A 24,304-nucleotide genomic window follows, 5' to 3' on the forward strand; every position below is an offset into this window, starting at 1 on the left:
TTCTCCTTCGGCCTCGGCCGCATTGATGGTGCCGGCAAGATGGCGAAGACAAGCTGAAGCATTGATGAACAATAGGTTCAGTTTGCGGAGAAAATCATGGCCGCATGACACTGGCCGCACGCTCGGCGAAAGTTATTGGATGCACGATCTCTTTCTTTTGCGCGACCGGTGCAAAGCCGAGCTTCTGGTAGAGCGGCAATGCCGCCGGATGGTCGAGCGTGCAGGTCTGCACCGTCACCCGCCTTGGACCGTGCGACCAGGCGGCAGCGATCGCCGCACCCAGGAACCAGCGGCCGATGCCTTGGCCGGTCGCGTGCTCCATCATGCCGAAATAGGCAAGTTCCACTTCTTCCGGCAGATGCGGCTTTAGGTCAAAGAAACCGGCCGGCGAGCCATCGAGATACAGCACCCTGATGTCGCGGTCCTCGCGATGGATGCCCGCAGAAAGCTCCTCGTCGCTGAGCCTCAGCACGTTGACCCAGTGCCATTTGCGGCCTACCCGATCCATCAGGTAGCGGTAGAAATGCAGCGGAATGTCCTTGGTCTTCAGCAATGCGATCTGGCGGTTGTACGGCACCGGCGGCGAGTAGGCCGGCGGCACATGCATTTCGAGAAACGTCACCGTGACCTCGATGTCTTCAAGCGCTCCGTTTTCCATCACTGTCGATCCTTGCCCGTCACGACGGGCGTATCGCTAAGCCCACCCCATTCCGTCCATGAACCGTCGTAGAGCCTGTTGTCGGTATGGCCAAGCGTCTCGAGCGCCAGCGTGATCGCCGCCGCAGTGACGCCTGAGCCGCAAGAGGTGACGACCGGCTTCGACAGGTCGATGCCGGCGTCCTCGATCACCTTGCGCAGTCGGTCTTTCGACAGCAGCTCGCCGTTCTCGGCAAGCGCCGAAAACGGCACGTTGTGCGCGCCGGGCATATGGCCTGAGCGGACGCCGGCGCGAGGCTCCGGCTCAGTACCGGCAAACCGGCCAGGCGAGCGCGCATCGGCGATCTGGCTTTTCCCGGTCTCGACGATACGGCGCATGTCGGCCAGGCTGGCGACGCGGGCGGCATCGAAGTCGGCATGAAACACGCAAGGCGCGATCTTCGTCGGCTCCGCCGTCACCGGCCGTCCAGCCGCTTTCCAGCGGTCGAAGCCGCCGTCCAACACGTAGACCTGGAACACCCCCATGACACGGAACATCCACCAGGCGCGCGGCGCCGAGAAGAAGCCCGGACCGTCATAGACCACGATGGTGTCGTCGGCCGAAATGCCCATGGCGCCGACATATTGGGCGAAATGCTGCGGCGACGGCAGCGTGTGCGGCAGTGCGGAATCGGGATCCGAGATCGCATCCTGATCCAGGAAACGGGCGCCTGGAATGTGCGCTGCGTCATATTCGGCGCGCGCGTCGCGCTTCTGCGCCGGCAGATACCAGGACGCGTCGACGATGGTCAGGCCAGGCTCGCCGAGGCGCTTCTGCAACCAGTCCGCATCGACGGTGAAAGGGCTGTCTTCGGCCATTCTTCTTCTCCTGCCCGCCTTTGACAATCTGTTTATCAGGCCGGCGGCATCGGTCCAAAGCGTATTCGGAAGCGTCGGTTCTCGCGACCCTTCTTCTCGATCTTGCCGATATGGATCTCGCCGACTTCTCCAGTGCTCTTCACATGGGTGCCGCCGCAAGGCTGGCTGTCGATCGAGGCGTTCTCGCCAATGCAGACCAGGCGGATCTTGCCCGTGCCGGCGGGTGGCCGAACATTCTTGGATTTCACCAGCGCCGGATTGGCCGCCAGTTCCTCGTCGGTGATCAGCCTGACAAAGACCGGATGGTCGGCCCGCACCAGTTCCATCAACCTGGTCGTCACGTCTTCCCTGGTGAAGCCGGCATCCGGGATGTCGAAGTCGACACGGCTGTCGTCCTCGGAAACCGAGGCGCCGGTGATCGGGAACGGGCAGACAACGGTGAGCAAATGGCAGGCTGTGTGCATGCGCATCAGCAAATGCCGCCTCTCCCAATCGACGGCGAGCTTTATCGGTTCGCCGACCTCAAGCACCGCCTGCTCAGGCTGCGGCACATGAATGATCTCATCTTTGGTCTGACCGGTGATGGTGGCGGCAACAGCGATCAGGCTGCCGTCGTCGCGTTCGAGGGTGCCCGTATCGCCCGGCTGCCCGCCCGACGTGGCATAGAAGATCGTCCGGTCCAGTATTATGCCGCCACGATCGTTGACGGCTACAATCGTGGCGTCAGCCGTCCTGAGATAGGCGTCGTCGCGAAACAGCGCTTCCGTCCTGTAAGCCATCACGCGACCTTTTCGAACGGCACCGAAATTGTGCTCCGCTGTTCCATCCAGCCCGGTACCGGCAGCTTCTTTTGGCGCAGGAATTCCGGGTTGAACAATTTCGACTGATAGCGCGTGCCGTAGTCGCAAAGCACGGTCACGATGGTGTGGCCGGGACCCATCTCACGCGCTAACCGGATCGCGCCGGCAATGTTGATGCCGGTCGAGCCACCGACGCACAGACCCTCCTCCTGGATAAGGTCGAAGACGATCGGCAGTGCATCCTCGTCCGGAATCTGGAAGGAGAAATCCGGCGTGAACCCTTCCAGATTGGCGGTGACCCGCCCCTGCCCGATGCCTTCGGTGATCGAGCTGCCTTCGGATTTCAGCTCTCCGCTGGTGTAGAAACTATAGAGCGCCGCACCCAGCGGATCGGCGAGCGCGATCTTGACGTCCTTGCTCTTGGACTTAAGCCCGAAAGCGATGCCGGCCAGTGTTCCGCCGGAGCCGACCGCCGAGACGAAACCGTCGACCTTGCCGCCGGTCTGGGCCCAGATTTCTTCCGCTGTGGTGCGGGTATGGCCGTCACGGTTGGCGACGTTGTCAAACTGATTGGCCCAGATCGCGCCGTTCGGCTCGGACCGGGCCATCTGCTCGGCCAGACGGCCCGACAGTTTCACATAATTGTTGGGGTTCTTGTAGGGAACGGCAGGCACCTCGATCAGCTCGGCGCCGAGCAATTTGATCGTGTCCTTCTTCTCCTGGCTTTGCGTCTCGGGGATGACGATCACGGTGCGGTAGCCAAGCGCTTTGGCAACCAGCGTCAATCCGATGCCGGTGTTGCCGGCCGTCCCCTCGACGATGACCCCACCCGGCCTCAAGAGCCCGCGCTGCTCGGCATCGCGGATGATGAACAGCGCGGCACGGTCCTTGACCGATTGGCCAGGATTCATGAATTCGGCTTTGCCCAGGATCTCGCAGCCGGTTTCTTCCGAGGCTTTGTTGAGGCGGATCAGAGGCGTGTTGCCGATCGCTTCGATCACAGAACGGGGCATGGAGATTCCTTTATGCTTGCGGCGGAACCCTAGAAACCCGAAGCTTCGGTTTCAAGGCAAGAATTTGTCTGGTCCAGCGGCATTTCTGGGCTGCAATTCCGAAAATAGACGTCGCCTTCCGCTTTTCGTTGAAGCTCCCACTGAAAAGCGCTCTTTTCATTCGATTTCTTCGTCGCTAGAGCACAGGCTAAGAAAAAGTCGCAGGGCATAGTATGACTCTCTACCGGGCCAACCCGAAAGACGGCGTCGCCTGGATCACGGGCGGCAGCAGCGGCATCGGCCGTTCATTGGCCAAGGACCTGGCGGAGCAAGGCTATGCCGTCGCGGTGACGGCGCTCGACGACGATTCGATCGATACGCTTGTTGTCGAGACGGCGCAGATGCCGGGCCATGTCACGGCCTATCCTTGCGACGTCACCGACGAGAGACGCATGGCAAAGACGGTGGCGGCGATCGAGAAGGATCTCGGCCCGATCGTCTTGGCCGTCTTCAATGCCGGGAGCTATATTGCGACCGCCGGCGAAGACCTTGCCGTCCGTGAATTTCGCCAGTCTTTCGATGTCAATTATTTCGGCACCATCAACGGCCTGGTGCCGGTCATCGAACGCATGCGCGTCCGCGCGCGCGGCCATATCGTCCTGGTCGGTTCGGTCACCGCCTATTTCGGCTGGCCGACCACGGCCGCCTATGGCGGCACCAAGGCGGCGGTCAATATCCTCGCAGAGTCGCTGAAATACGATTTCGACAAGATGAACGTCCGCATCCAGGTGATAAACCCGGGCTTCGTCGACACCCCGCTGACCGAGAAGAATTTGCTGCCGATGCCCGGTCTGATGCCCGTCAATCGCGCCTCGCGCCGCATGGCGCGCGGCATCAAGTCCGGCGGCTTCGAAGTCACCTTCCCGCGCCGCTTGAGCTGGGGCCTGAAGCTGCTCAGAATCCTGCCGAGACCGTTCTGCCGGTGGGTCATCAGCACCGCGACCCGCTGGAAGGCGCGTCCGCTGAATTTCGACCGCAAGCCGCCGAGCGAATAGACCGGCCATCGAAGTCGGCGATCCCGCAGCCGGCGGGACGCCGTTGCCTGTCTGCCATCGCGGCCATAGGTTGCGGATTATTTGGACGGAGTCTGCGATGGGGCGACGAATCGTGCTTGCAATGCTGGCTTTCACCCTCATTCTTGTCCTCGCCTTCGCGCTTGGCCCGCGCGTCCACGTCGACACCACGGTTCGCTTCGATTCTTCCCTGATCGGCGATGATCCGCAAGCCTATCTGGCACGCCGGGAGGCGGCCGTGCCTGATATCCGCGACGGACTTGAAAAGGAAATCATTTGGGCCAATCCGATGATTCATGCCAGGACGCCGCTGTCGATCGTCTACGTCCACGGCTTTTCGGCGTCGAAGGGCGAGGTTCGTCCGCTGCCCGACGAGGTGGCCGACCAGCTCGACGCCAACCTCTTCTACACCCGCCTCACCGGCCACGGACAGGGCGGTGCCGCGATGGCGGATGGCAGCGTCAACGCCTGGATCAACGACTATGCGGAAGCGCTCGCCATCGGCCGGGCGATCGGCGACAAGGTGATCGTCATCGCTACCTCGACCGGCGGCTCGCTGGCGGCCTGGGCTGCGACGCAGCCGGGCGCTTCAGACGGTGTTGCCGCAATCGCGTTCATCTCGCCGAATTTCGGCGTTAGGGCTTCGGGCGCCGAACTCCTGACCATGCCTTGGGGCAGAGGAATCGCCCAACTCTTCGCCGGCAAGGAGCGCAGCTTCCCGCCGCGCAACCCGCTGCACGAGAAATTCTGGACCTACCGCTATCCGATCGCCGCGACGCAACCGATGGCGGCGCTGACCGAGCTTGCCTATCGCGCGCCGGTGAAGAAGGCGAACATCCCCGCCCTGTTCATCTTTTCGGATTCGGACAGGATCGTGCGGTCAGACCGCACCCGCGAAATCGCCGGGCGCTGGGGCGCGGCGCACGAACTGGTGCCGGTCGACGATGCCGGCGATCGGGACAACCACGTCATTGCAGGTGACGCACTGTCGCCAGCAACAACGGCTTTCCTCGCGCAGCGCATTGTCGTCTGGATACAGGCGGTGGTGAAGTAGATCTCAGGGGAAAAAGGCGACCGAAGCATCGCTCCGATCGCCTTTTCAGATCCCGCAAACCAAGCCGAGCCCGACAGGCCAGCCAGATGCAACTATAGGCTTACGCAGCTCGCGCCGCTGGCCGCTTGCCGCCGAAACGACGCTTGTTGTTGCCCTTGAAGGGCTTGGCGCCTTCCGGCTTGCGCTCGCCGACAAAGGCTGGCTTGTCGCCAAAACGCTTCTTGCCGAAGCCGTTGTTCTGGCCACCGGGACGCCTGCCGTCGCGACGGCTACTGCGGTCGTTGGCCGGCTCGAAGCTGCGCTCGTTCTTTTCGGCTGGATTGCGCTGCGGGTCGGGACTGCCGAGATGGTCGGCAACGACCGGCAGCTTGGTGCGGATAATGCGCTCGACCTGGCGCAGCTTGCTGTTCTCGGACGGGTCGCAAAGCGTGATGGCGATGCCGTCCATGCCGTTGCGGCCGGTGCGGCCGATGCGGTGGACATAGCTCTCCGCCTCGTCCGGCAGGTCGAAATTCACCACGTGGCTGATACCGGGCACGTCGATGCCGCGCGCCGCGATATCGGTCGCCACAAGAATGCGCACCGAACCCTCGCGGAAATCGTTGAGCGCCTTCTGGCGGGCGTTCTGCGACTTGTTGCCGTGGATGACGGCGGCCTTGAAGCCGTCGCGCTCGAGGTCCTTGGTCACCCTGTCGGCGCCATGCTTGGTGCGCGAAAAAATGATGACGGACTTCATCGCCTCGTCTGCGAGCATCGTCGACAGCACCTGGCGCTTCTGCTTGGTGCGGGCAAAGACGACGCCCTGCACGATCTCGGCCGCCGCTGTGCTCTGCGGCGCGACCTCGACGCGGATCGGATTCTTCAGCAGGCCTTTCGCCAGCTCGGCGATTTCATTCGGCATGGTCGCCGAGAACAGCACCGTCTGACGGTCCGGCGCGGTTGCCCTGGCGATGCGCTTGACGTCGTTGATGAAGCCCATGTCGAGCATGCGGTCGCCCTCGTCGAGCACCAGCCATTTGGTGTCGGCAAGCACGAGGTCGCCCTCGCGCACCAGGTCGGTCAACCGGCCAGGCGTGGCGATCAGGATGTCGACGCCGGGGGCAACCTTCTTCACCTGGCTGAAGCGCGAGACGCCGCCCAGCACCAGCGCGGTCGAGACATGCGCGCCCTTGGCCAGGATCTTGATGGTATCTTCGATCTGCACCGCCAGTTCGCGCGTCGGCGCGAGAATCAGCGCACGAGCGGTCTTCGGCCGGCGCTTGGTGCCGAGCGCGATGATCTTCGACAAGATCGGCAGCGCGAACGCCGCGGTCTTGCCCGAACCGGTCTGGGCGATGCCGAAAATGTCACGGCCTTCCAGCTGCGGCGGGATCGCCTGGGCCTGGATCGGCTTGGGATCAGTGAAGCCGGCGCCGTGGGTGGCCTTGAGCAGCGCGCCGGTAATTCCAAGTGCTGCGAAACCCGAAAGTTCCCCAGTGTCCTTACCGGCCAAAGTGTTTTCGTTGGTCAAAATATTCTTCTTTCACGCGGCTCCTGGCCGCAAACATCAGTGGCGGCAGGGCGCAACCTGCCGTCGAAAAATTCTCATGGAACGACAAGGCGGCGGACATAATCGTCCGCGCGGCTGCGCTGTCGTGCCCGCATGCATCATGCCGCGGGGCTTTTTCGCCGCCTTGCCGATCTCGGAAAGAGGGAAAACAGACGCAACCAGTCTCATTCGTCGAGAAGGCCGGATACTCCCGGCCCAAGCGCCTATGTCGCCGCATATGGCCCAGTTCGCCGCGAAATGCAAGGGGCGTTATGTTGCAGCGCAGCGAAAGCCATGGCGAAGCGGCGCTTGCGCTGCCCTGCTGCCATGATTACCACAAATCAGGCTTTCCGTTTTGGGGATCGAGCGATGAAGGACGTGCTGAAGGAACTCGAGCGCCGCCGCGACATGGCGCGCATGGGCGGCGGCCGGGCCCGCATCGACGCTCAGCACAAGAAGGGCAAGCTCACCGCGCGCGAACGCATCGACGTCTTTCTCGACGAGGGCTCGTTCGAGGAGTTCGACATGTATGTCGAGCACCGCTCGACCGATTTCGGCATGGAGAAGACCAAAATCGCCGGCGACGGCGTTGTCACCGGCTGGGGCACCGTCAATGGCCGCCCGGTCTATGTCTTCGCCAAGGACTTTACCGTGTTCGGCGGCTCGCTGTCCGAGGCCCACGCCGAAAAGGTGGTCAAGGTGCAGGAGATGGCGCTGCGCAACCGCGCACCGATCATCGGCCTCTACGACGCCGGCGGCGCCCGCATCCAGGAAGGCGTGGCAGCACTTGGCGGTTATGCCGAGATATTCCAGCGCAATGTGCTCGCCTCCGGCGTTATCCCGCAGATTTCACTGATCATGGGCCCTTGCGCCGGCGGCGACGTCTATTCGCCTGCCATGACCGACTTCATCTTCATGGTGCGCGACACGTCCTACATGTTCGTCACCGGGCCGGACGTGGTGAAGACGGTCACCAACGAGACAGTCACCGCCGAGAGCCTCGGCGGCGCCTCCGTCCACACGACCAAGTCCTCGATTGCCGATGGCGCCTACGACAATGACGTCGAGGCGTTGCTGCAGATGCGCCGGCTGGTCGATCTGCTGCCTGCCTCCAATACGGCTGATATCCCCGAGATCGAATGCTACCAGTCGGTCACCGATCACGATCTGTCGCTCGACCGGCTGATCCCCGACAACGCCAATAAACCCTACGACATTAAGGAGTTGATCCTTAAAGTTGCCGACGAGGGTGACTTCTTCGAGATCCAGCAGAGTTTTGCGAAAAACATCGTCACCGGCTTCGGCCGCGTCGAAGGCCGCACGGTGGGCTTCGTCGCCAACCAGCCGATGGTGCTGGCCGGCGTGCTCGATTCCGACGCCAGCCGCAAGGCGGCGCGATTCGTGCGCTTCTGCGACTGTTTCTCGATTCCGATCGTCACCTTTGTCGACGTTCCAGGCTTTCTGCCTGGCACCGCGCAGGAATATGGCGGGCTGATCAAGCACGGCGCCAAGCTTTTGTTCGCCTATGCCGAAGCGACCGTCCCGAAGATCACCGTCATCACCCGAAAGGCCTATGGCGGCGCTTATGACGTGATGGCGTCAAAGCATCTGCGCGGCGACATGAACTATGCCTGGCCGACGGCGCAGATCGCGGTGATGGGCGCCAAGGGCGCGGTCGAGATCATCTATCGCAAGGACATCGGCGATGCGAAGAAGATCGCAGCGCATACAAAGGCTTACGAGGATCGCTTCCTGTCGCCCTTCGTCGCCGCCGAGCGCGGCTATGTCGATGAGGTGATCATGCCGCATTCGACCCGCCGCCGCATTGCGCGCGCGCTCCGCATGCTGCGCAACAAGGATATGCAGAACCCCTGGAAGAAGCACGACAACATTCCGTTGTGAGACGCTGATGTCGCGCCTGGTCCTCTACACGGGAGAGCACTTCGGCAGGTTTGCCGTCCTGCTTTTTGTTCTGCCGCTTTTCTGCCCGGTGCTCCTCTGGCTGCTGCTCCTTGACCGGCATCCGCTCGCGGCTATCGCGGGCGGTGTTATTGCCGTACCGGCTGCAATGCTGGCTTTCGTTCTGTTAATTGGAGCATTGTTTGCCGGGTTTCGGCCTAGCAGGGTGGAAGGTATTACTCGGGACTCGGCGCCAAAATTGTGGGCAGTGTGGGAAAGCGTGGCTGGCAAACATGCGCCAGCCAGACGACGATTGTGCTAAGCAGTGATCTGAACGCCAGCATTGGGGAAGAGCGCCCGTTTCTGGGTCTGCTTGGCCGTCGGGCGATCTTGACCGTCGGTATCCCGTTGCTTGCCGTGACCGACGAAAAGGCATTTTCGGCAATCCTTGCTCACGAAAACGCTCATCTGAAAAACAGGGACACAAACGGCGGTCTCAATCTTGCCGAGCTCGACAAAAGCTTCGATTTGATTTCCGAATATGCTCGTCCCGGAAAAACAGTTTCCGGCAGCCTGTTTTACTGGATGCTGGCTCCGCTGTCGTACTCTCTGGAACGCGAAGGAATACGGCTATCGCGACGAGCGGAAATCGATGCCGATCGTCATGCGGCAATGTCAGGCGATTCGCACGAAGCGGCGCGCGCCCTGCTCCTGATCGCCGCAGCCGATAAGTTCTTCGATGATCGGGTTTACAATCCGCTCAAGCGTGAGTTGCTTGGCGCGATGGCACCGCCTCGCCCGCCGCTCGATAGAGTTCTGGCGGTGTGCAGCGACTTGTCGAGCACGAGCCTTCTGCAGGAATATGCACTGAAGGCCTGGGACGCACCCGATAACGAGAGGGCGGACCATCCACCATGGTCGGAACGTCTGACTGCTCTTGAATATAGCTCCGTTCCAACGGTAGAGCCGGTTTTGGTTCCTGCCCTGTCGAGCCTGCTGAGCAATGAAATGGTCGCAGAGCGGGTTCGCCATTTCGACAGTGAATGGACATCGAAAATCGCCGATTATCTCGATCGGTAGGCAATCCATTTGGATTTTTGCGACGAGGTACCGGTCACTCCGCTTCCGCCGCGCCGAACCCCGCGCCCATCGTCGCGCGGACGGCGCCCAACCACGGCGTGGCATGATTGTCGATGCGCATCTGGAAGATAAAATAGGTCGGCGAGCAGAAGCCGATACCTTTCACCTTGGCGATACCAGGCGTATCGGGCGGTAGCGACTGGCACATATAATCCTCACGGCAGAAATGATCGGCCGAGCAGGCCGGCCGGTTGCCGCGGTTGACCGCGCCGCCTAGGCACTGGTCGAAATTGTTGGTCGCCACGCAAATGTCGAATTTTTTCCCGCCAACCAGCCCGCAGATCTCGTTCGGCATCGGCTTGCCCGGCTTGAAGGCGGCAAAGGCACGATCCTTGTCGTCGCAGCCGCGATAGGCAATGCCGGCCGGCACGCCGATCTTCGGCGGCCGGCAGGTGTAGGCGGCGCGCGAAATGTCGGTCGCGAAGGCCGCGAACTGGCCTGATATGCTGTAGCGGTCATTGAAAGGCTGCCCCGGGTTGCTGGTGATCGAGCCGGTCAGACATGGATGGCCGGAAAACATCTTTTCGCTGTCCTTGGGCAACAAGCATTGCGCCTGCTTCGTCCGCACGCCGGATGCAGTCGCCAGCGCCGTGCAGACGGTGCCGCCGTCGCATTGCCAGGTCGTGCCGAAGCCGGCCGCATCCTCCGGCATCAGACACGGCATCGCCACCTCGGCCGGCAGATAGGCTACCTCGCCGGCATCCTGCCATGCGGCCGGGGGCGCGAAGGACAATGGGCGGAATCGGTTCGGCTCCTTGCCCTCTGCGGTCGCGCGCAGCCAGGCCTCGCGTCGCGGCATCTCGGCATGAAGATGCGGCGAGATACCGACCTCGATGCGGTTCAGCGGCGAGGTCGTCTTGTCATCGAGGCCGATGAAATGGAAACCAGCGGTCGAACCAGCTTGATGACATCCCTGGCAGGCGCCATTGTCGAGCCGCTCGACCAGCGCTTCCGGCGTGCGCACCAGCTTCAGCGCGGAATAGTCGAGCCCAGAAAAATCCGCGGGCTGGAATAGCGGCGTGAACGGGTGATTGGCCTGCCTTGCGCTGCCGAAAGTCGACCACGAGATGACCTTCTTCGCCAGGAAGTCATGCGGGATTTCGTAGACACCGAGATCGATCGCCGCGAGATTGGCGCTGATATAGTCGGCAAGTTTTGCTTTCAGAGCGGCGTCTTCCGAGAGCAGCGCCACATCCGGCGTGTTTTCCAGCGGCTTTTCGCTGACCATCTCTCCATCGATACCGAAAATCCGCATGAGATACGCGGCCTGCCCGCCGAATTCGGTCTCTTGGCCGGAGGGAAAGCGCACCACCTGGGCGTTCAGCTCGAGCTGCTTGAAGCTCAGCCCGGCCTTCTCCAGCGGCCCGCCGATGAGCCAGCCGGTATCGACGGTCTCGTCGAGTTGCGGCGTCCAGCGCCCGGCAACGCCGACGCAGCCGCCGGCGGCGTCCGGCGCGGCGCTGTAGATGGCATTGAAGTTGAACGGCAGGCGCGAGGCCAGGAGCTTGCCTTTTTTCTTGAAACTGTAGGCAAGGCGATAAATGAAACGCACCTCGCCGCAGCTTCCGTCGCCGCGCATCTCGGCGAAATCGCGCCGATCGAGCCGGTTGACGACGCCGACCAGCCGGAAACGGGCGGCGTCGGTCTTCAGCCAGCGCATGTCCATGATGCGGCCGACATTGCCGTCGGTGACTTCGTAGAGCGGCCGCCCGCCAGCCTTCATTTCGGCGCGCAGCGCGGCGACATCGCCGGCGATCGTTTCGACGATCTGATGATAGGCCGGCGCCTTGTCATAGAGCGTCTTCAGGTCGCCCTTGCCATCGACGCCGAAAATGCCGGCGAAACCAAAACCCTTGGCATCGAGGGCGGCGAGCACGGCTGGATCGTCGACGATCATCACCGGACCTTCGGCGCGCGCGAGGTTGGCTAGGAAAAAATTGGCGAAAATCACAGCGATCAAGGCGAGCCGATGGTTCATTCAGCGGTCATCCCGTGGCGATCTTCGGCAAGCTCGCGCAGCACCGGCACCAGCGCCAGCGGCAGGTCTTCGGCGATCAGCCCAGGTCCGAAACGGCTGCCGGCCTCGGCATGAATCCAGACCGCCGCGCAGGCGGCTTCGAAAGCCTGCATGCCTTGTGCCAGGAAGCCGGCAATGATGCCCGACAGCACGTCGCCCGACCCGGCTGTGGCCAGCCATGGCGCGCCGTTGCCGTTGATCGCTGCTCTGCTATCGGGCGCCGCGATCACCGTGTCCGCGCCCTTGTAGACGACGATGGCGCCGGCACGCTCGGCGGCAGTGCGCGCCTTGGCCAGCTTGGATAGATTCTTGTCTCCAGCGATGTCCGGAAACAGCCTGACGAATTCGCCCTCATGCGGCGTCACCACCAGCGCCGGCGCGTTCGGACGACAGGCGGCTTCAAACAAAGCGTTGGGCGTATCGCGAAATGCGGTGATGCCATCGGCATCGAGCACCAGCCCGTCGACCCTGCCGTCTGGCCGTTGTCCGGCGGCCAGTACGCCGAGGGCAAAATCGCGTGTTTTTTCGCCGACGCCAAATCCGGGTCCGAGGACGAAAGCCGACGGCCGGCGGCCGGCGATGAATTCCTGTACGTCCGTGATGCTGTCGGCCTTGCGCAGCATGATCGAAGTCAGATGCGCGGCATTCACCTGCAGCCCGTTCGCCGGCGACAGCACGGTCACCGCCCCTGCCCCGCTTCTGGCCGCGGCAAGCGCCGACAGCCGTGCCGCACCCGTCGCCGATGGCCCGCCGGAAAAGACACCGACATGGCCGCGCCTGTATTTATGCGCGTCGACGGCTGGGACCGGGAAACTTTCTAACCAAAGCGGCGGGGTGTTCTCGAAGGTTCGCGGTTCAAGCTGCGCAACGATGCCGTCGGTGATGCCGATGTCGGCGAGCACCAGATCGCCGCACATCTCGCGCCCTGGCAATAGCAGATGGCCGGGCTTTTTTCGCGCGAACGTCACCGTGATTCGGGCGCGGAATGCCTGGCCGAGAATCTGGCCGCTCTCGCCTGACACGCCTGAGGGCAGATCGACCGCGACGACCGGCAGGTTCAGTTCTGTCGCAACCTCGACCGCCCTGGCGGCATCGCCGGACAGCGGCTTGGACAGTCCTGCCCCATAAAGCGCGTCGACCAGGATCTCACCTGTCTCGGCAGCAAATTCCGATAGCGGCCGAGGCCTGACCGGGCACTCCGAAACAGCGAGCGCAGCGTCGCTGCCGGCTTTGGGCGAACCGGATGCCCACACCAAGACATCGACGGCGCTGTCCTGAAGAATGCGGGCGACGACGTATCCGTCGCCGCCATTGTTGCCGGGTCCGCACAGTACGTGGACGCGCCTGGCAGCCGGAAAATGAGCGAGCACCACCGCAGCGACCGCGGCACCTGCATTGCGCATCAGGCCAATGCCGTCGCGTGGTCCGGCGGAAATCGTCAACCGGTCGGCCTCAGCCATTTCGGCCGGAGACAAAATTTCATTGTTCATGGATGCCGATCCGCATTGGCTCAAACCACGATCCCTGTGGTCAAACATTGTCCAGTTTTCGGTTCGAAGCAAACGGTGATGAAATGGCACGATCATAAGCACATCGTTGGCGACAATGGCTTCGTCGAAGCACAAATGCTCACGAAATGCTCTGTCTGCCCAATTATTGTGCGGACGGAAGCACCGACAATGTGTAGGTTCCCAGTATCCATGACGCAGCCAATGCAGCGAATGATGCGAATTTACCCCTCAACGCGGCATGGCATCGAAATCGCGTGATACCGCTTCGAATCCCCTCAAATTGGCACAGTTCGTGCTTGAAGGAGGCGCAAGCGGGGCTCACAACCCGTCTTTTTGGCAGTGGAGGCCACTTTTTACATGAAAAAGATCGAAGCGATCATCAAACCGTTCAAACTAGACGAAGTGAAGGAAGCGCTTCAGGAAGCCGGGCTGCAAGGCATCACCGTTACGGAGGCAAAGGGTTTTGGCCGCCAGAAGGGCCATACCGAACTCTATCGCGGCGCCGAATATGTCGTGGATTTTCTGCCCAAGGTGAAAATCGAGGTCGTGCTCGGCGACGACGCGGTCGAAGCCGCGATCGAAGCCATCCGCAAGGCCGCCCAGACCGGCCGCATCGGTGACGGCAAGATCTTCGTCTCCAACATCGAGGAAGTTGTACGCATCCGCACCGGGGAAACAGGGATGGACGCGGTCTGAGCTTTCTGATTTCAGATCATCTCCTCGAAACGTCATCACACAGGGAAACATGACATGACGACAGCCAAAGACATCATGAAGCAGATCAAGGACAACGACGTAAAATTCGTTGACCTGCGCTTCACAGATCCGAAGGGCAAGCTGCAGCACGTGACGATGGATGTCGTTGAGGTCGAGGAAGACATGTTTGCCGACGGCGTCATGTTCGACGGATCTTCCATCGCCGGCTGGAAGGCGATCAACGAGTCCGACATGGTGCTGATGCCCGATACCGAGACAGTGCATATGGATCCGTTCTTCGCACAGTCGACCATGGTTATCCTGTGCGACATCCTCGATCCGATCTCCGGAGAATCCTACAACCGCGACCCGCGCGGCACCGCCAAGAAGGCAGAAGCCTACATGAAGGCGGAAGGCATCGGCGATCAGATCTTCGTCGGCCCGGAAGCCGAGTTCTTCGTGTTCGACGACGTCAAGTACAAGGCTGATCCGTACAACACTGGCTTCAAGCTCGACTCCACCGAACTGCCCTCCAACGACGACACCGACTACGAGACGGGCAATCTCGGTCATCGTCCGCGCATCAAGGGCGGCTATTTCCCGGTGCCGCCGATCGACTCGGCGCAGGACATGCGCTCGGAGATGCTGACCGTGCTCGCCGAAATGGGCGTGCGCGTCGAGAAGCATCACCACGAAGTCGCCGCTGCCCAGCACGAACTCGGCATCAAGTTCGACACTCTGGTCCGCAACGCCGACAAAATGCTGATCTACAAATATGTCGTGCACCAGGTCGCTAACGCCTACGGCAAGACGGCCACCTTCATGCCGAAGCCAGTCTTTGGCGACAACGGCTCGGGCATGCACGTCCACCAGTCGATCTGGAAGGAGGGCAAGCCGACCTTCGCCGGCAATGAATATGCCGGTCTCTCGGAGAGCTGCCTGTTTTATATCGGCGGTGTCATCAAGCACGCCAAGGCCATCAACGCCTTCACCAACCCGCTGACCAATTCCTACAAGCGCCTGGTGCCGGGCTATGAAGCGCCGGTGCTGCTCGCCTATTCGGCCCGCAACCGCTCTGCCTCCTGCCGTATCCCGTTCGGCTCGTCGCCAAAGTCCAAGCGCGTCGAGGTCCGCTTCCCCGATCCGGGCGCGAACCCCTATCTCGCCTTTGCCGCCATGCTGATGGCCGGCCTCGACGGCATCAAGAACAAGATCCATCCGGGACAGCCGATGGACAAGGATCTCTATGACCTGCCGCCGAAGGAGCTGAAGAAGATCCCGACCGTCTGCGGCTCGCTGCGCGAAGCGCTGCAGAGCCTCGACAAGGACCGCGGCTTCCTGAAGGCCGGCGGCGTCTTCGACGACGACCAGATCGACAGCTATATCGAGCTCAAGATGGCCGAAGTGATGCGCTTCGAAATGACCCCCCATCCGGTCGAGTACGACATGTATTATTCGATCTGATATTATTCGATCTGACCCGGATCGGCTAAGCGACAAACAAAACCCCGCCGGAGCGATCCGGCGGGGGTTTTGTTTTGGGATTGAGAATACTCAATCGAGCAGTTGGTGTCGTCGCCCTGGCAAAAAGCCGGCGTGGCGGAGAACTGTCACGGCGCAGACCTCTCAGATCTGCGCCGTGACTGAATGCTCAAGCGGCAGCCGAAACCTCTGCGCTGGCCGGGACGGAGGCGATCGTCTTCAGGATTTGCGAGGCGATCTGGTAGGGGTCGCCCTGCGAGTTCGGGCGGCGATCCTCGAGATAACCCTTATAGCCATTGTTGATGAAGGAATGCGGCACTCGGATCGAGGCGCCGCGGTCGGCGATGCCATAGCTGAACCTGTTCCATGGCGCGGTCTCATGTTTGCCGGTCAAACGCTTGTCGTTGTCCGGCCCGTAGACGGCGATGTGATCCATCAGGTTTTTGTCGAAGGCAGCCATCAGCGCCTCGAAATAGTCCTTTCCGCCGACTTCGCGCATATAAGCGGTCGAGAAGTTGGCGTGCATGCCGGAACCGTTCCAGTCGGTGTCGCCGAGCGGCTTGCAGTGGTATTCGATATCGATGCCGTATTTCTCGGTGAGGCGCTGCATCAGGTAGCGGGCCATCCACATCTGGTCGGCGGCCTTCTTGGAGCCTTTGCCAAAAATCTGGAATTCCCACTGGCCCTTGGCCACCTCGGCGTTGATGCCTTCATGGTTGATGCCGGCGGCAAGGCAGAGGTCGAGATGCTCCTCGACGATCTGCCTGGCGACGCTGCCGACGTTGCTGTAGCCGACGCCGGTGTAGTACGGGCCTTGCGGCGCCGGGTAGCCGCTCTCCGGGAAGCCGAGCGGGCGGCCGTCCTTGTAGAAGAAATACTCCTGCTCGAAGCCGAACCAGGCGCCCTCGTCGTCGAGGATGGTGGCGCGCTTGTTGGATGCATGCGGCGTCACGCCGTCCGGCATCATCACTTCGCACATGACGAGCACGCCATTGGTGCGCGCGGGATCCGGATAGATCGCGACCGGCTTCAGGACGCAGTCGGACGAGTGGCCTTCGGCCTGCATGGTCGAGGAACCGTCGAAGCCCCACAGCGGAAGCTGGTCGAGCGTCGGGAACTCGGCATATTCCTTGATCTGCGTCTTTCCACGAAGGTTGGGAACCGGGGTGTATCCATCGAGCCAAATGTACTCGAGCTTGTATTTCGTCATTCTAGCCTCTCGTTGCTTTGATCACCGAATCTTGGACGGCGCCGGCGTGCCAGCCACCCTGCAGCCGACCTGCCGGATTATTAAAAAGCAATTCGTGTGCCATTCTCGCCGGCAAAGGATGCGGCAGAATCGACGCTGCATCCCGACAAATTCGTTGTGCCGTTACCGCAATGCGTCCGGAACAATCACAGGCGAGTTTCGCACAAATAATAGGCAACTACTGATCTTTTCGTAATCATATTGCCTAACTCGATTGCAGAACCTATCTTGGGGAAAGATTGAATCGGCAAGGTTCTGCAGAGAAGGGAGACCGACAATGGAAATCACTTCCACCCGTCAGTCGGCCAAAATCCTGATGTTCCCGGTGGCAGCGCGTGTGTCTGCCTCAAATTTAAGCGGAAAGGCTAAGTTCGCGGCAGAACTTGCCTCATTGCGCAACCGCACGGATTTCGGAAGCGGCTGGTATCACGAAGCGGCCATCGAGGAAGCTAAACAGGAGCGGAAGAGCTAAGCCCATCCTTCCGCATCGCTTTGGCGAATTGAAAAGCCCGGCGCGATCACTCGCGCCGGGCTTTTCATTTTTGCTTTCTGTCAGGCCAGGATCAGGTCTTGGCGTGCAAGTTCGTTCCCAGCGTATCCCTGACGAAGATCATACCAATGATCAGCGACATCGCCGCGATCACCACCGGATACCAGAGGCCGTAATAGATATCGCCCTTGTAGGCGCTGAGCGCGAACACCGTCGCCGGCAGCAGGCCGCCGAACCAGCCATTGCCGATGTGATAGGGCAACGACATGCCGGTATAGCGGATGCGTGTCGGGAACATCTCGACCAGGATCGCGGCGATCGGTCCGTAGACCATGGTCACGTAAAGGACCAGGATGAACAGGATGCCGATGACCTTTGCCCAGCTGACCTGTTCAGGGTCGGCAAACATCGCAAAGGCGCCTGCTTCCGGGACGTTGTAGACGGTGACCTCAGGCGCTCCCGCCTTGGCCTCTTCGGCCGTAAGCAGCTTGTCCTTGATCGCCTGGTCGGCCGCAACCGTCGTCTTGTCGCCGGCGCGGATTGCGGCGGCGTCGAGCTTCAGTTCCGGATTGGCCGCGACGAAGGCGTCAAGCTTCTGGTCGGCGACCTTGGCCGCAGCACGCTTCAGCGGATAGCCGCCGTCCTGCAACGCAATGTTGATTGCCTTCTTGAACGCAGCGTCGCTTGAAGCTGCCTTGTCTGCGGCTGCCACGGCATCATAGGACGTCACCGTTTCGTTGCCGATCTTGACACTGGCCGCGGTGCCCGCTGCCGCTGTCGTGACAATGTCATAGGGCACGGAGCTCTTTGCAAGGAAATCCGTCGCAATATCGCACGACGTGAGAGGCTTGCGCGTTCCGGTCGGATTGAACTGGAACTTGCAGTCGCCAGGCGCAGCGGTAATCGTGGCACGGGTGTTTTGCTGCGCAGTGGCGAGCGCCGGGTTGGCTGCCCAGGTCAGCGCCTTGAACAGCGGGAAAGTGGTGACGATCGCCAGCGCCAGGCCAGCCATGATGATCGGCTTGCGGCCAATCTTGTCGGAGAGCCAGCCGAACACGACGAAAAAGATCGTGCCGAGTGCCAGCGCGATGGCGATCATGATGTTGACCGACTGACCGTCGACCTTGAGCACGTTCTGCAGGAAGAACAGCGCGTAGAATTGCCCGTTATACCAGACCACGGCCTGGCCGGCAGTAAGGCCGAGAAGCGCCAAAATGGCGATCTTGGCATTTTTCCATTGGCCGAACGCTTCCGTCAGTGGTGCCTTGGAGCCCTTACCTTCGTCCTTCATCCGCTGGAATGTCGGCGATTCGGCGAGCGACAGGCGAATCCAGACCGAAATGCCCAGCAGGATCGCTGAGACCAGGAACGGAATACGCCAGCCCCACTCCGCGAAGTCTTCCTTGCTCAGCGAATTCTGCACCGTCAGGATGACGATCAGCGACAGGAACAGGCCGAGCGTGGCCGTCGTCTGGATCCATGACGTGTAGAAGCCACGACGATCGTCGGGCGCGTGCTCGGCGACGTAGGTCGCGGCACCGCCATACTCGCCACCGAGCGCCAGTCCCTGCAGCATGCGCAGCGCAACCAGGATGATCGGCGCCGCGATGCCCCAACTGGCCGCGCCAGGAAGTATGCCGACCAGGAAGGTCGACAGACCCATGATCAGGATGGTGACGAGAAAAGTGTATTTGCGGCCGACGAGATCGCCGATGCGGCCGAATACCAGCGCACCGAACGGGCGCACGAGGAAGCCTGCGGCGAAAGCCAGCAGCGTGAAGATGTTGCGCGTTGTTTCAGGATACTGAGTGAAGAACGCAGCGCCGATCGAGGCCGCCAAAGTGCCGTAGAGATAAAAATCATACCATTCGAAAACGGTGCCGAGTGAGGAAGCGAAGATGACTTTCTTCTCTTCCCGCGTCATGCCGCGGCTTGCTCTGCCGGCGGTCGCTGCCATTACCATGAATTCGTCCTCCCGTGACATCTCGCTGTGCTTGATGCTGCGCGGTGTCGTGCCTAGACACGAACTCGGGCAACAATCGCCGCGAGAAATGACAGAAAGCGCCGCCCAGAGGCAGCCCGCCTTTGGGATTATGACTTTGGTCCAATGCATCGGCCCGAAGATCGGAATCGATCTACGGAAAGCACGATGCATAGATTTCAAAGTGTTAGAGCGTACTTCGCACGTCCAACTGGAACGCAGTCGCTCCAATGTGCTACGCGAAACGAATGAGGGCGGCGATTGCGGTCAGCCCTTGAGCGCCTCGAGAAGACCGACCGCCGCCATGAAATCGCGTTTGCGGTGGGCACGGCGGGCGACAGCCTCCGCGTCATGTCCCCAGTGCTCGGCCTGCCAGTCCTCGTCGACATGGCCGGCAGTCCATGCGGCGTCGCCGTCGATCTCGCCGAACTCGACGGCCAGCGCCAGCAGCGCCGATCCCGTCAGCGACGTCATGACGTGGATGGCTACCAGCCGTAGCGGGTCGGCACGCTGGGCAAGATGAACGCCGAGCAACGCAAGGCTCTCGCGCGGCTGCTCGACATGGATCACCCCTTCGGCGAGGTGAAAGCGGGCGCCAAGCGCGCTCCGCGCCCAGTCGATGACAGGATCCCAATGTTCGTTCTGACGGTCGACCAGCCCTTGCGGGGTCTCGGCGCGATAGCAGAGCAGATCGGACGAGGCGAAGCGCAGGACATCCTCCAGTACCGCCTGCGGGTCGCTGGCGACGCCGTCGACGGCTGTATTGACCAGACGCATGACCGGCATTGTCACCGGGTCGATGGTTTCACCCTGCGCGGCGAACTCGTCAGCGACCAGAGCGGCGGCTTTTTCGGTCGGCAGCACCAGCGGCGCTTTGCCTGGCGTGCGAACCGGCTTGCCATCGAGATGAACGGCAAAACCATTTTCGGCCGGTGCGACCGAGACGGCTTTGTAGAAGCGTTTCGGCAGGTGCGTCTTCATCTGGATCTGGGCACGGCGTACCGGATCCGGATCGGAGAGCTGCTTTCCCGCTTCGAGGTCGTTGAGAATATCGCGCATGCCGGAGCCTTTCATCCGGGGATCTGTTTTCGGGCCGGCCGATTCACAATGATCAGACCGGCTGCGATGAGGCCGAGTGCCAGGAAAATACGAATGGTCAGCGGCTCGTTCAAGAAGATGGCGCCGCACAGCACGCCGAACACCGGCGACAGGAAGGTGAAACTCGACAGGCCCGATGCCGGATAGCGCCGCAGCAGCCAGAACCAGAGCACATAGGTGAAGGCGACGATGTAGACGGCCTGAAAAAGCAGAGCCAAGGTCGGCAAAGCGGCGAAGTCGCGGACAGGCGGCCCGGCGAAAGGCAGCACCAAGGCGCCTACCACGGCAGCGCCGGCCAGTTGATAAAGCAGCAATTTCTCGGCGCTCGTTTCCGCCAATTTCGTCCGCTTGATGACGATGTAGGTCATGGCCCAGAGTATGCCGGCGCCGAGACTGAGCAGATCACCGGTCAGTGTCGCGCCATTATCGGCGCTCAACTGGTCGGAGAACACCGCGACCAATCCAGCGAATGCGAGCAGAAGGCCGACGAGTCGGCGCACGGTGATGCGTTCGTTCAGCAGGAAATGCCCGCCGACCAGCACCCAGAACGGCATGGTGTTGACCAGCAAGGTGTTGCGCGCGACGGTCGTCTGTTCGAGCCCGACATAGAGAAACAGGAACTCGAGACCAAAAAGCGCGCCTGCCAGAATGCCGGCGACAAAGGTTCCGTCGCGGGTAAAAAGCTCAATGCCGCGCCAGCGGCACCAGGCGAGAACGCACAGCCCGCCAACGACCGACCGTGCGATCGACAGGAAAACGGGATCATAGCCGGCATAGGAGATCTTGGCGGCGACGTAGTTCAGCCCCCAGGAAAAGGTCAGCCCAACCATAATGGCGGCCGCCGCCATGTCGACCCTGTCGCGGCGGTCAAGTGTATCGGTAGCGATACCCACTGGACCTAGTCCTCGGCGCTGGCGTCGTCGAAGCCGATCAGGTTCCAGCTCTGGCGCATATGCGGCGGCATCGGTGCGGTGAAGTCGATAAGACCCTTGTCGGGATGCGGGATGACGATGCGGCGCGCGTGCAGATGCAAGCGGTTCTGCATGCCGCCGGGGAAATCCCAATTGGTGTCGGCCTCGAAATATTTGGGATCGCCGATGATCGGGCAGCCGATGTGAGCGGCATGGACGCGAAGCTGGTGGGTACGGCCGGTATAGGGTTCCATCTCCAGCCAGGACAGCGTCTGCGCTGCCTGCTCAACGATCCGGTAATAGGACACCGCGTGGTCGGCGCCCTTTTCGCCATGCTTGGCGACGCGCACCCGGTCGCCGTCGGGCGTCGGCTCCTTGATCAGCCAGGTCGAGATCTTGTCCTCGCGCTTCGGCGGCACGCCCTTGACCAGCGCCCAATAGGTCTTCTTGGTCTCACGCGCCCGGAACGCCTCGGCAAGCTTCATGGCGGCGAGCCTGGTGCGGGCGACGACCAGCACGCCTGACGTGTCGCGGTCGAGCCGGTGCACCAGACGCGGTTTCTCGCCCTTCTGGTTGCGCCAGGCTTCCAGCATGTCGTCGACATTGCGGGTGACACCCGAGCCCCCCTGAACGGCAAGGCCTGCAGGCTTGTTGAAGACGAAGACTTTCGGATCTTCATGGATCAGCATCTTGGCCAGAACGTCGGCGTCGCCCTGGTTGCGGATCGAGTGACCGGTGAGCGGGCTCTCGCCCTTCTTGTCCACTTCGAGCGGCGGGATGCGGACCATCTGGCCCGGCTCGACGCGGGTATCAGCCTTCACCCTGCCACCGTCGACACGGATCTGGCCGGAACGCAGCAGTTTTTGCAGATGGCCGAAGCCAAGCCCCGGAAAATGGGTCTTGAACCAGCGGTCGAGCCGCATACCCGCCTCGCCGGCCTCCACCGTGATCTGTTCAACGCCTGCCATTGTCTCGTTTTACCCGTCTCTAGCGCATGACCTGAAATGGATTTTCGGAAAAGGTCATGCGCAAAATCAAAATGCTACAGGGTCCTTTGCGCGACATAAGGGACGCGCGGCGATGTAAGCGGGGGCAATAGCATTAAGGCAGGCTTCTTGCGAGCCAAAGACCCAGAAACAGGGCAATGATCGCGCCAATGAGGCTGGCAAGGGCATATCCGAACGCCGGCAGCGTCGCGCCACGCTCCCACAGCGTCGCGAAATCGAGCGAAAAGGCGGAGAAGGTGGTGAAGCCGCCGAGGATGCCGGTGGCGACGAACAGCCGGAGCTCGTTCGATCCGCCGTAGCGCCGCGCCAGGGTCGTGATGAACAGACCCATGGCAAAGGAGCCGACAATGTTGATTGCCATCGTGCCCCAGGGAAAACTCGGGCCGACAAGACGCAGCGCGACGAAATTGGCGGCGTGGCGCAGCCCGGCACCAATAGCGCCGCCCGCGGCAACGAGGAGGAGATTGATCATCGCCGTTTACTGCCCTTACAGGGCCACCTCGGTCAATCCCTGCCGCGTGAGCGGGAAATTGCGCGAGCCTACTTTTGCCGCTCGCCGCGCAGCTTCGCCCAGTAGTCGAGCCGTTTCCTGATATCGCGTTCGAAACCGCGCTCGGGCGGATCATAGAATGTGCGGCGGCCCATCTTTTCCGGAAAATAATCCTGTCCGGAAAAAGCGTCCGGCTCGTCGTGGTCGTAACGGTAGCCGGCGCCGTAATCTTCTTCTTTCATCAGCTTGGTCGGCGCGTTGAGGATGTGTTTGGGCGGCAGCAGCGAGCCGAACTCCTTCGCCGCCTGAGTGGCGGCCTTGAAGGCGGTGTAGACGGCGTTGGATTTGGGCGCGCTGGCGAGATAGACGGTGGCCTCGGCGAAGGCGAGCTCGCCCTCTGGCGAGCCCAGGTAGTCGTAGGCATCCTTGGCGGCATTGGCGATGACCAGCGCCTGCGGGTCGGCCAGCCCGATATCCTCCATCGCCATGCGCACCAGCCGGCGGCCGAGGTAGAGCGGATCCTCGCCGGCGTCGAACATACGGGCGAGATAATAGAGGGCGGCATCCGGGTCGGAGCCGCGCACCGATTTGTGCAGCGCCGAGATCAGATTAAAGTGGCCGTCCTGGCCCTTGTCGTAGATCGGCGCCCGGCGCTGGACGATGCGCTGCAGGCCCTCGGCGCCGAACACCTCGCCTGACTTGGCGGCGCGCCAGACCTCTTCGGCCAGCGTCAGCGCCGCGCGGCCATCGCCATCGCTCATGCGGATGAGCATCGCCCTCGCCTCGTCGTCGAGCGGCAGCGCCCTGCCCTCGGTCTCCTCGGCACGCGCCAGCAGTTTGGCGATGCTGTCCTCACCGAGCGAATGGAAGACCAGGACGCGCGCGCGGGACAGAAGCGCCGCGTTCAGCTCGAAGGACGGGTTCTCCGTCGTGGCGCCAACCAGCACGACGGTGCCGTCTTCCATGACAGGCAGAAAACTGTCCTGCTGGGCGCGGTTGAAGCGATGGATCTCGTCAACGAAGAGCAGCGTCTGACGGCCATTGGAGCGGCGCAGCTTCGCCGCCTCGAACACTTTCTTCAGGTCGGCGACACCGGAAAACACCGCCGATATCTGTTGGAAGGCAAGGCTGGTTTCGCCGGCAAGCAACCGCGCGACCGTGGTCTTGCCCGTCCCGGGCGGCCCCCAGAAGATCATCGAGCCGAGCGATCCCGAGCCGATCAGCCGCGTCAGTGCGCCGTCGGGCCCGGTCAGATGCTCCTGGCCAACGACCTCGCCGAGGTTCTTCGGGCGCAGCCGGTCGGCCAGCGGCCTGCCGGGCGGCGCCTTTTCCGGTTCATCGACACTGAACAGATCGGCCATGCACTTCGTT

General features: G+C 61.8%; 22 protein-coding genes. 8 read left to right on the plus strand and 14 right to left on the minus strand.

Annotated elements, in window-relative coordinates; genetic code table 11:
- Positions 1–94 precede the first annotated feature (94 nt).
- From A9K68_RS19385 to A9K68_RS19400, 4 genes are read right to left on the minus strand one after another with little or no spacing between them, the layout of a single operon-like run.
- Positions 95–658 (minus strand): GNAT family N-acetyltransferase, encoded by a 564-nt coding sequence (locus A9K68_RS19385; RefSeq protein WP_065008726.1) that lies wholly within the window; start codon positions 656–658, stop codon positions 95–97.
- Positions 658–1,515 (minus strand): 3-mercaptopyruvate sulfurtransferase, encoded by an 858-nt coding sequence (sseA, locus tag A9K68_RS19390; protein ID WP_065008725.1) that lies wholly within the window; start codon positions 1,513–1,515, stop codon positions 658–660. The genes A9K68_RS19385 and sseA overlap by 1 nt, the downstream gene beginning before the upstream one ends.
- Positions 1,516–1,550: 35 nt before the next feature.
- Positions 1,551–2,294, minus strand: coding sequence for an alanyl-tRNA editing protein (locus tag A9K68_RS19395; protein ID WP_065008724.1), 744 nt, complete (start codon positions 2,292–2,294; stop codon positions 1,551–1,553).
- Positions 2,294–3,328 (minus strand): cysteine synthase A, encoded by a 1,035-nt coding sequence (locus tag A9K68_RS19400; protein ID WP_065008723.1) that lies wholly within the window; start codon positions 3,326–3,328, stop codon positions 2,294–2,296. The genes A9K68_RS19395 and A9K68_RS19400 overlap by 1 nt, the downstream gene beginning before the upstream one ends.
- Before the next feature lie 212 nt (positions 3,329–3,540).
- Between A9K68_RS19400 and A9K68_RS19405 the strand changes: the two genes are divergently transcribed.
- Positions 3,541–4,362: an SDR family oxidoreductase gene (locus A9K68_RS19405; protein WP_065008722.1), complete on the plus strand. Its 822-nt coding sequence runs from the start codon at positions 3,541–3,543 to the stop codon at positions 4,360–4,362.
- Positions 4,363–4,459: 97 nt separating this feature from the next.
- Complete coding sequence (locus tag A9K68_RS19410) at positions 4,460–5,434, plus strand: alpha/beta fold hydrolase (protein ID WP_065008721.1); 975 nt, start codon at positions 4,460–4,462, stop codon at positions 5,432–5,434.
- Positions 5,435–5,534: 100 nt separating this feature from the next.
- Here the strand turns inward: A9K68_RS19410 and A9K68_RS19415 are convergent, their stop codons facing one another.
- A complete protein-coding gene (locus A9K68_RS19415; RefSeq protein ID WP_065008720.1) occupies positions 5,535–6,944 on the minus strand; it encodes a DEAD/DEAH box helicase in 1,410 nt (469 codons plus the stop codon).
- 387 nt (positions 6,945–7,331) lie between these two features.
- Here A9K68_RS19415 and A9K68_RS19420 point away from each other — a divergent pair, with 387 nt between their 5' ends.
- The 3 genes from A9K68_RS19420 (at position 7,332) to A9K68_RS19430 (ending at position 9,941) form a co-directional block, all read left to right on the plus strand.
- A complete protein-coding gene (locus tag A9K68_RS19420; RefSeq protein WP_065008719.1) occupies positions 7,332–8,864 on the plus strand; it encodes an acyl-CoA carboxylase subunit beta in 1,533 nt (510 codons plus the stop codon).
- Positions 8,865–8,871: 7 nt separating this feature from the next.
- A complete protein-coding gene (locus A9K68_RS19425; protein WP_065008718.1) occupies positions 8,872–9,183 on the plus strand; it encodes a hypothetical protein in 312 nt (103 codons plus the stop codon).
- A 68-nt stretch (positions 9,184–9,251) separates the two neighbouring features.
- On the plus strand, positions 9,252–9,941 hold the full coding sequence (locus tag A9K68_RS19430; RefSeq protein WP_163603051.1) for a M48 family metalloprotease: 690 nt from the start codon (positions 9,252–9,254) through the stop codon (positions 9,939–9,941).
- Positions 9,942–9,975: 34 nt separating this feature from the next.
- Here the strand turns inward: A9K68_RS19430 and A9K68_RS19435 are convergent, their stop codons facing one another.
- Complete coding sequence (locus A9K68_RS19435; protein ID WP_065008716.1) at positions 9,976–11,979, minus strand: hypothetical protein; 2,004 nt, start codon at positions 11,977–11,979, stop codon at positions 9,976–9,978.
- Positions 11,976–13,508, minus strand: a complete 1,533-nt coding sequence (locus A9K68_RS19440) for a bifunctional ADP-dependent NAD(P)H-hydrate dehydratase/NAD(P)H-hydrate epimerase (protein ID WP_065008784.1) — start codon at positions 13,506–13,508, stop codon at positions 11,976–11,978. The genes A9K68_RS19435 and A9K68_RS19440 overlap by 4 nt, the downstream gene beginning before the upstream one ends.
- Before the next feature lie 378 nt (positions 13,509–13,886).
- Between A9K68_RS19440 and A9K68_RS19445 the strand changes: the two genes are divergently transcribed.
- Together A9K68_RS19445 and glnA are read left to right on the plus strand one after the other, a co-directional pair.
- Positions 13,887–14,225: a P-II family nitrogen regulator gene (locus tag A9K68_RS19445; RefSeq protein ID WP_019857988.1), complete on the plus strand. Its 339-nt coding sequence runs from the start codon at positions 13,887–13,889 to the stop codon at positions 14,223–14,225.
- Between the two features lie 54 nt (positions 14,226–14,279).
- Entirely contained in the window at positions 14,280–15,689 is a 1,410-nt protein-coding gene (gene glnA, locus A9K68_RS19450) for a type I glutamate--ammonia ligase (protein ID WP_065008715.1), read from the plus strand.
- A 187-nt stretch (positions 15,690–15,876) separates the two neighbouring features.
- Here glnA and A9K68_RS19455 read toward each other — a convergent pair whose 3' ends face one another.
- A complete protein-coding gene (locus A9K68_RS19455) occupies positions 15,877–16,917 on the minus strand; it encodes a glutamine synthetase beta-grasp domain-containing protein (protein ID WP_065008714.1) in 1,041 nt (346 codons plus the stop codon).
- Between the two features lie 316 nt (positions 16,918–17,233).
- Here A9K68_RS19455 and A9K68_RS19460 point away from each other — a divergent pair, with 316 nt between their 5' ends.
- Positions 17,234–17,428 (plus strand): DUF2735 domain-containing protein, encoded by a 195-nt coding sequence (locus A9K68_RS19460; RefSeq protein ID WP_065008713.1) that lies wholly within the window; start codon positions 17,234–17,236, stop codon positions 17,426–17,428.
- A 91-nt stretch (positions 17,429–17,519) separates the two neighbouring features.
- Here A9K68_RS19460 and A9K68_RS19465 read toward each other — a convergent pair whose 3' ends face one another.
- The 6 genes from A9K68_RS19465 to A9K68_RS19490 all read right to left on the minus strand — a co-directional run bounded on the left by A9K68_RS19465 (position 17,520) and on the right by A9K68_RS19490 (position 24,294).
- Positions 17,520–19,409 carry an MFS transporter gene (locus tag A9K68_RS19465; protein WP_065008783.1) on the minus strand — a complete coding sequence of 630 codons (1,890 nt, stop codon included), beginning with the start codon at positions 19,407–19,409 and terminating at the stop codon, positions 17,520–17,522.
- Positions 19,410–19,694: 285 nt separating this feature from the next.
- Positions 19,695–20,486: an ATP12 family chaperone protein gene (locus A9K68_RS19470; RefSeq protein ID WP_065008782.1), complete on the minus strand. Its 792-nt coding sequence runs from the start codon at positions 20,484–20,486 to the stop codon at positions 19,695–19,697.
- 11 nt (positions 20,487–20,497) lie between these two features.
- A complete protein-coding gene (locus A9K68_RS19475; protein WP_065008781.1) occupies positions 20,498–21,373 on the minus strand; it encodes a DMT family transporter in 876 nt (291 codons plus the stop codon).
- A gap of 50 nt (positions 21,374–21,423) precedes the next feature.
- Positions 21,424–22,404 carry an RluA family pseudouridine synthase gene (locus A9K68_RS19480; protein ID WP_065008712.1) on the minus strand — a complete coding sequence of 327 codons (981 nt, stop codon included), beginning with the start codon at positions 22,402–22,404 and terminating at the stop codon, positions 21,424–21,426.
- A gap of 133 nt (positions 22,405–22,537) precedes the next feature.
- Positions 22,538–22,915, minus strand: coding sequence for a fluoride efflux transporter CrcB (crcB, locus tag A9K68_RS19485; protein ID WP_065008711.1), 378 nt, complete (start codon positions 22,913–22,915; stop codon positions 22,538–22,540).
- A 68-nt stretch (positions 22,916–22,983) separates the two neighbouring features.
- The gene (locus tag A9K68_RS19490; protein ID WP_065008710.1) at positions 22,984–24,294 is read right to left on the minus strand and encodes a replication-associated recombination protein A; all 1,311 of its coding nucleotides are present in this window, start codon (positions 24,292–24,294) and stop codon (positions 22,984–22,986) included.
- Between the last annotated feature and the right edge of the window lie 10 nt (positions 24,295–24,304).

This window comes from Mesorhizobium sp. AA22, assembly GCF_001672375.2.
Taxonomy (GTDB): domain Bacteria; phylum Pseudomonadota; class Alphaproteobacteria; order Rhizobiales; family Rhizobiaceae; genus Mesorhizobium; species Mesorhizobium wenxiniae.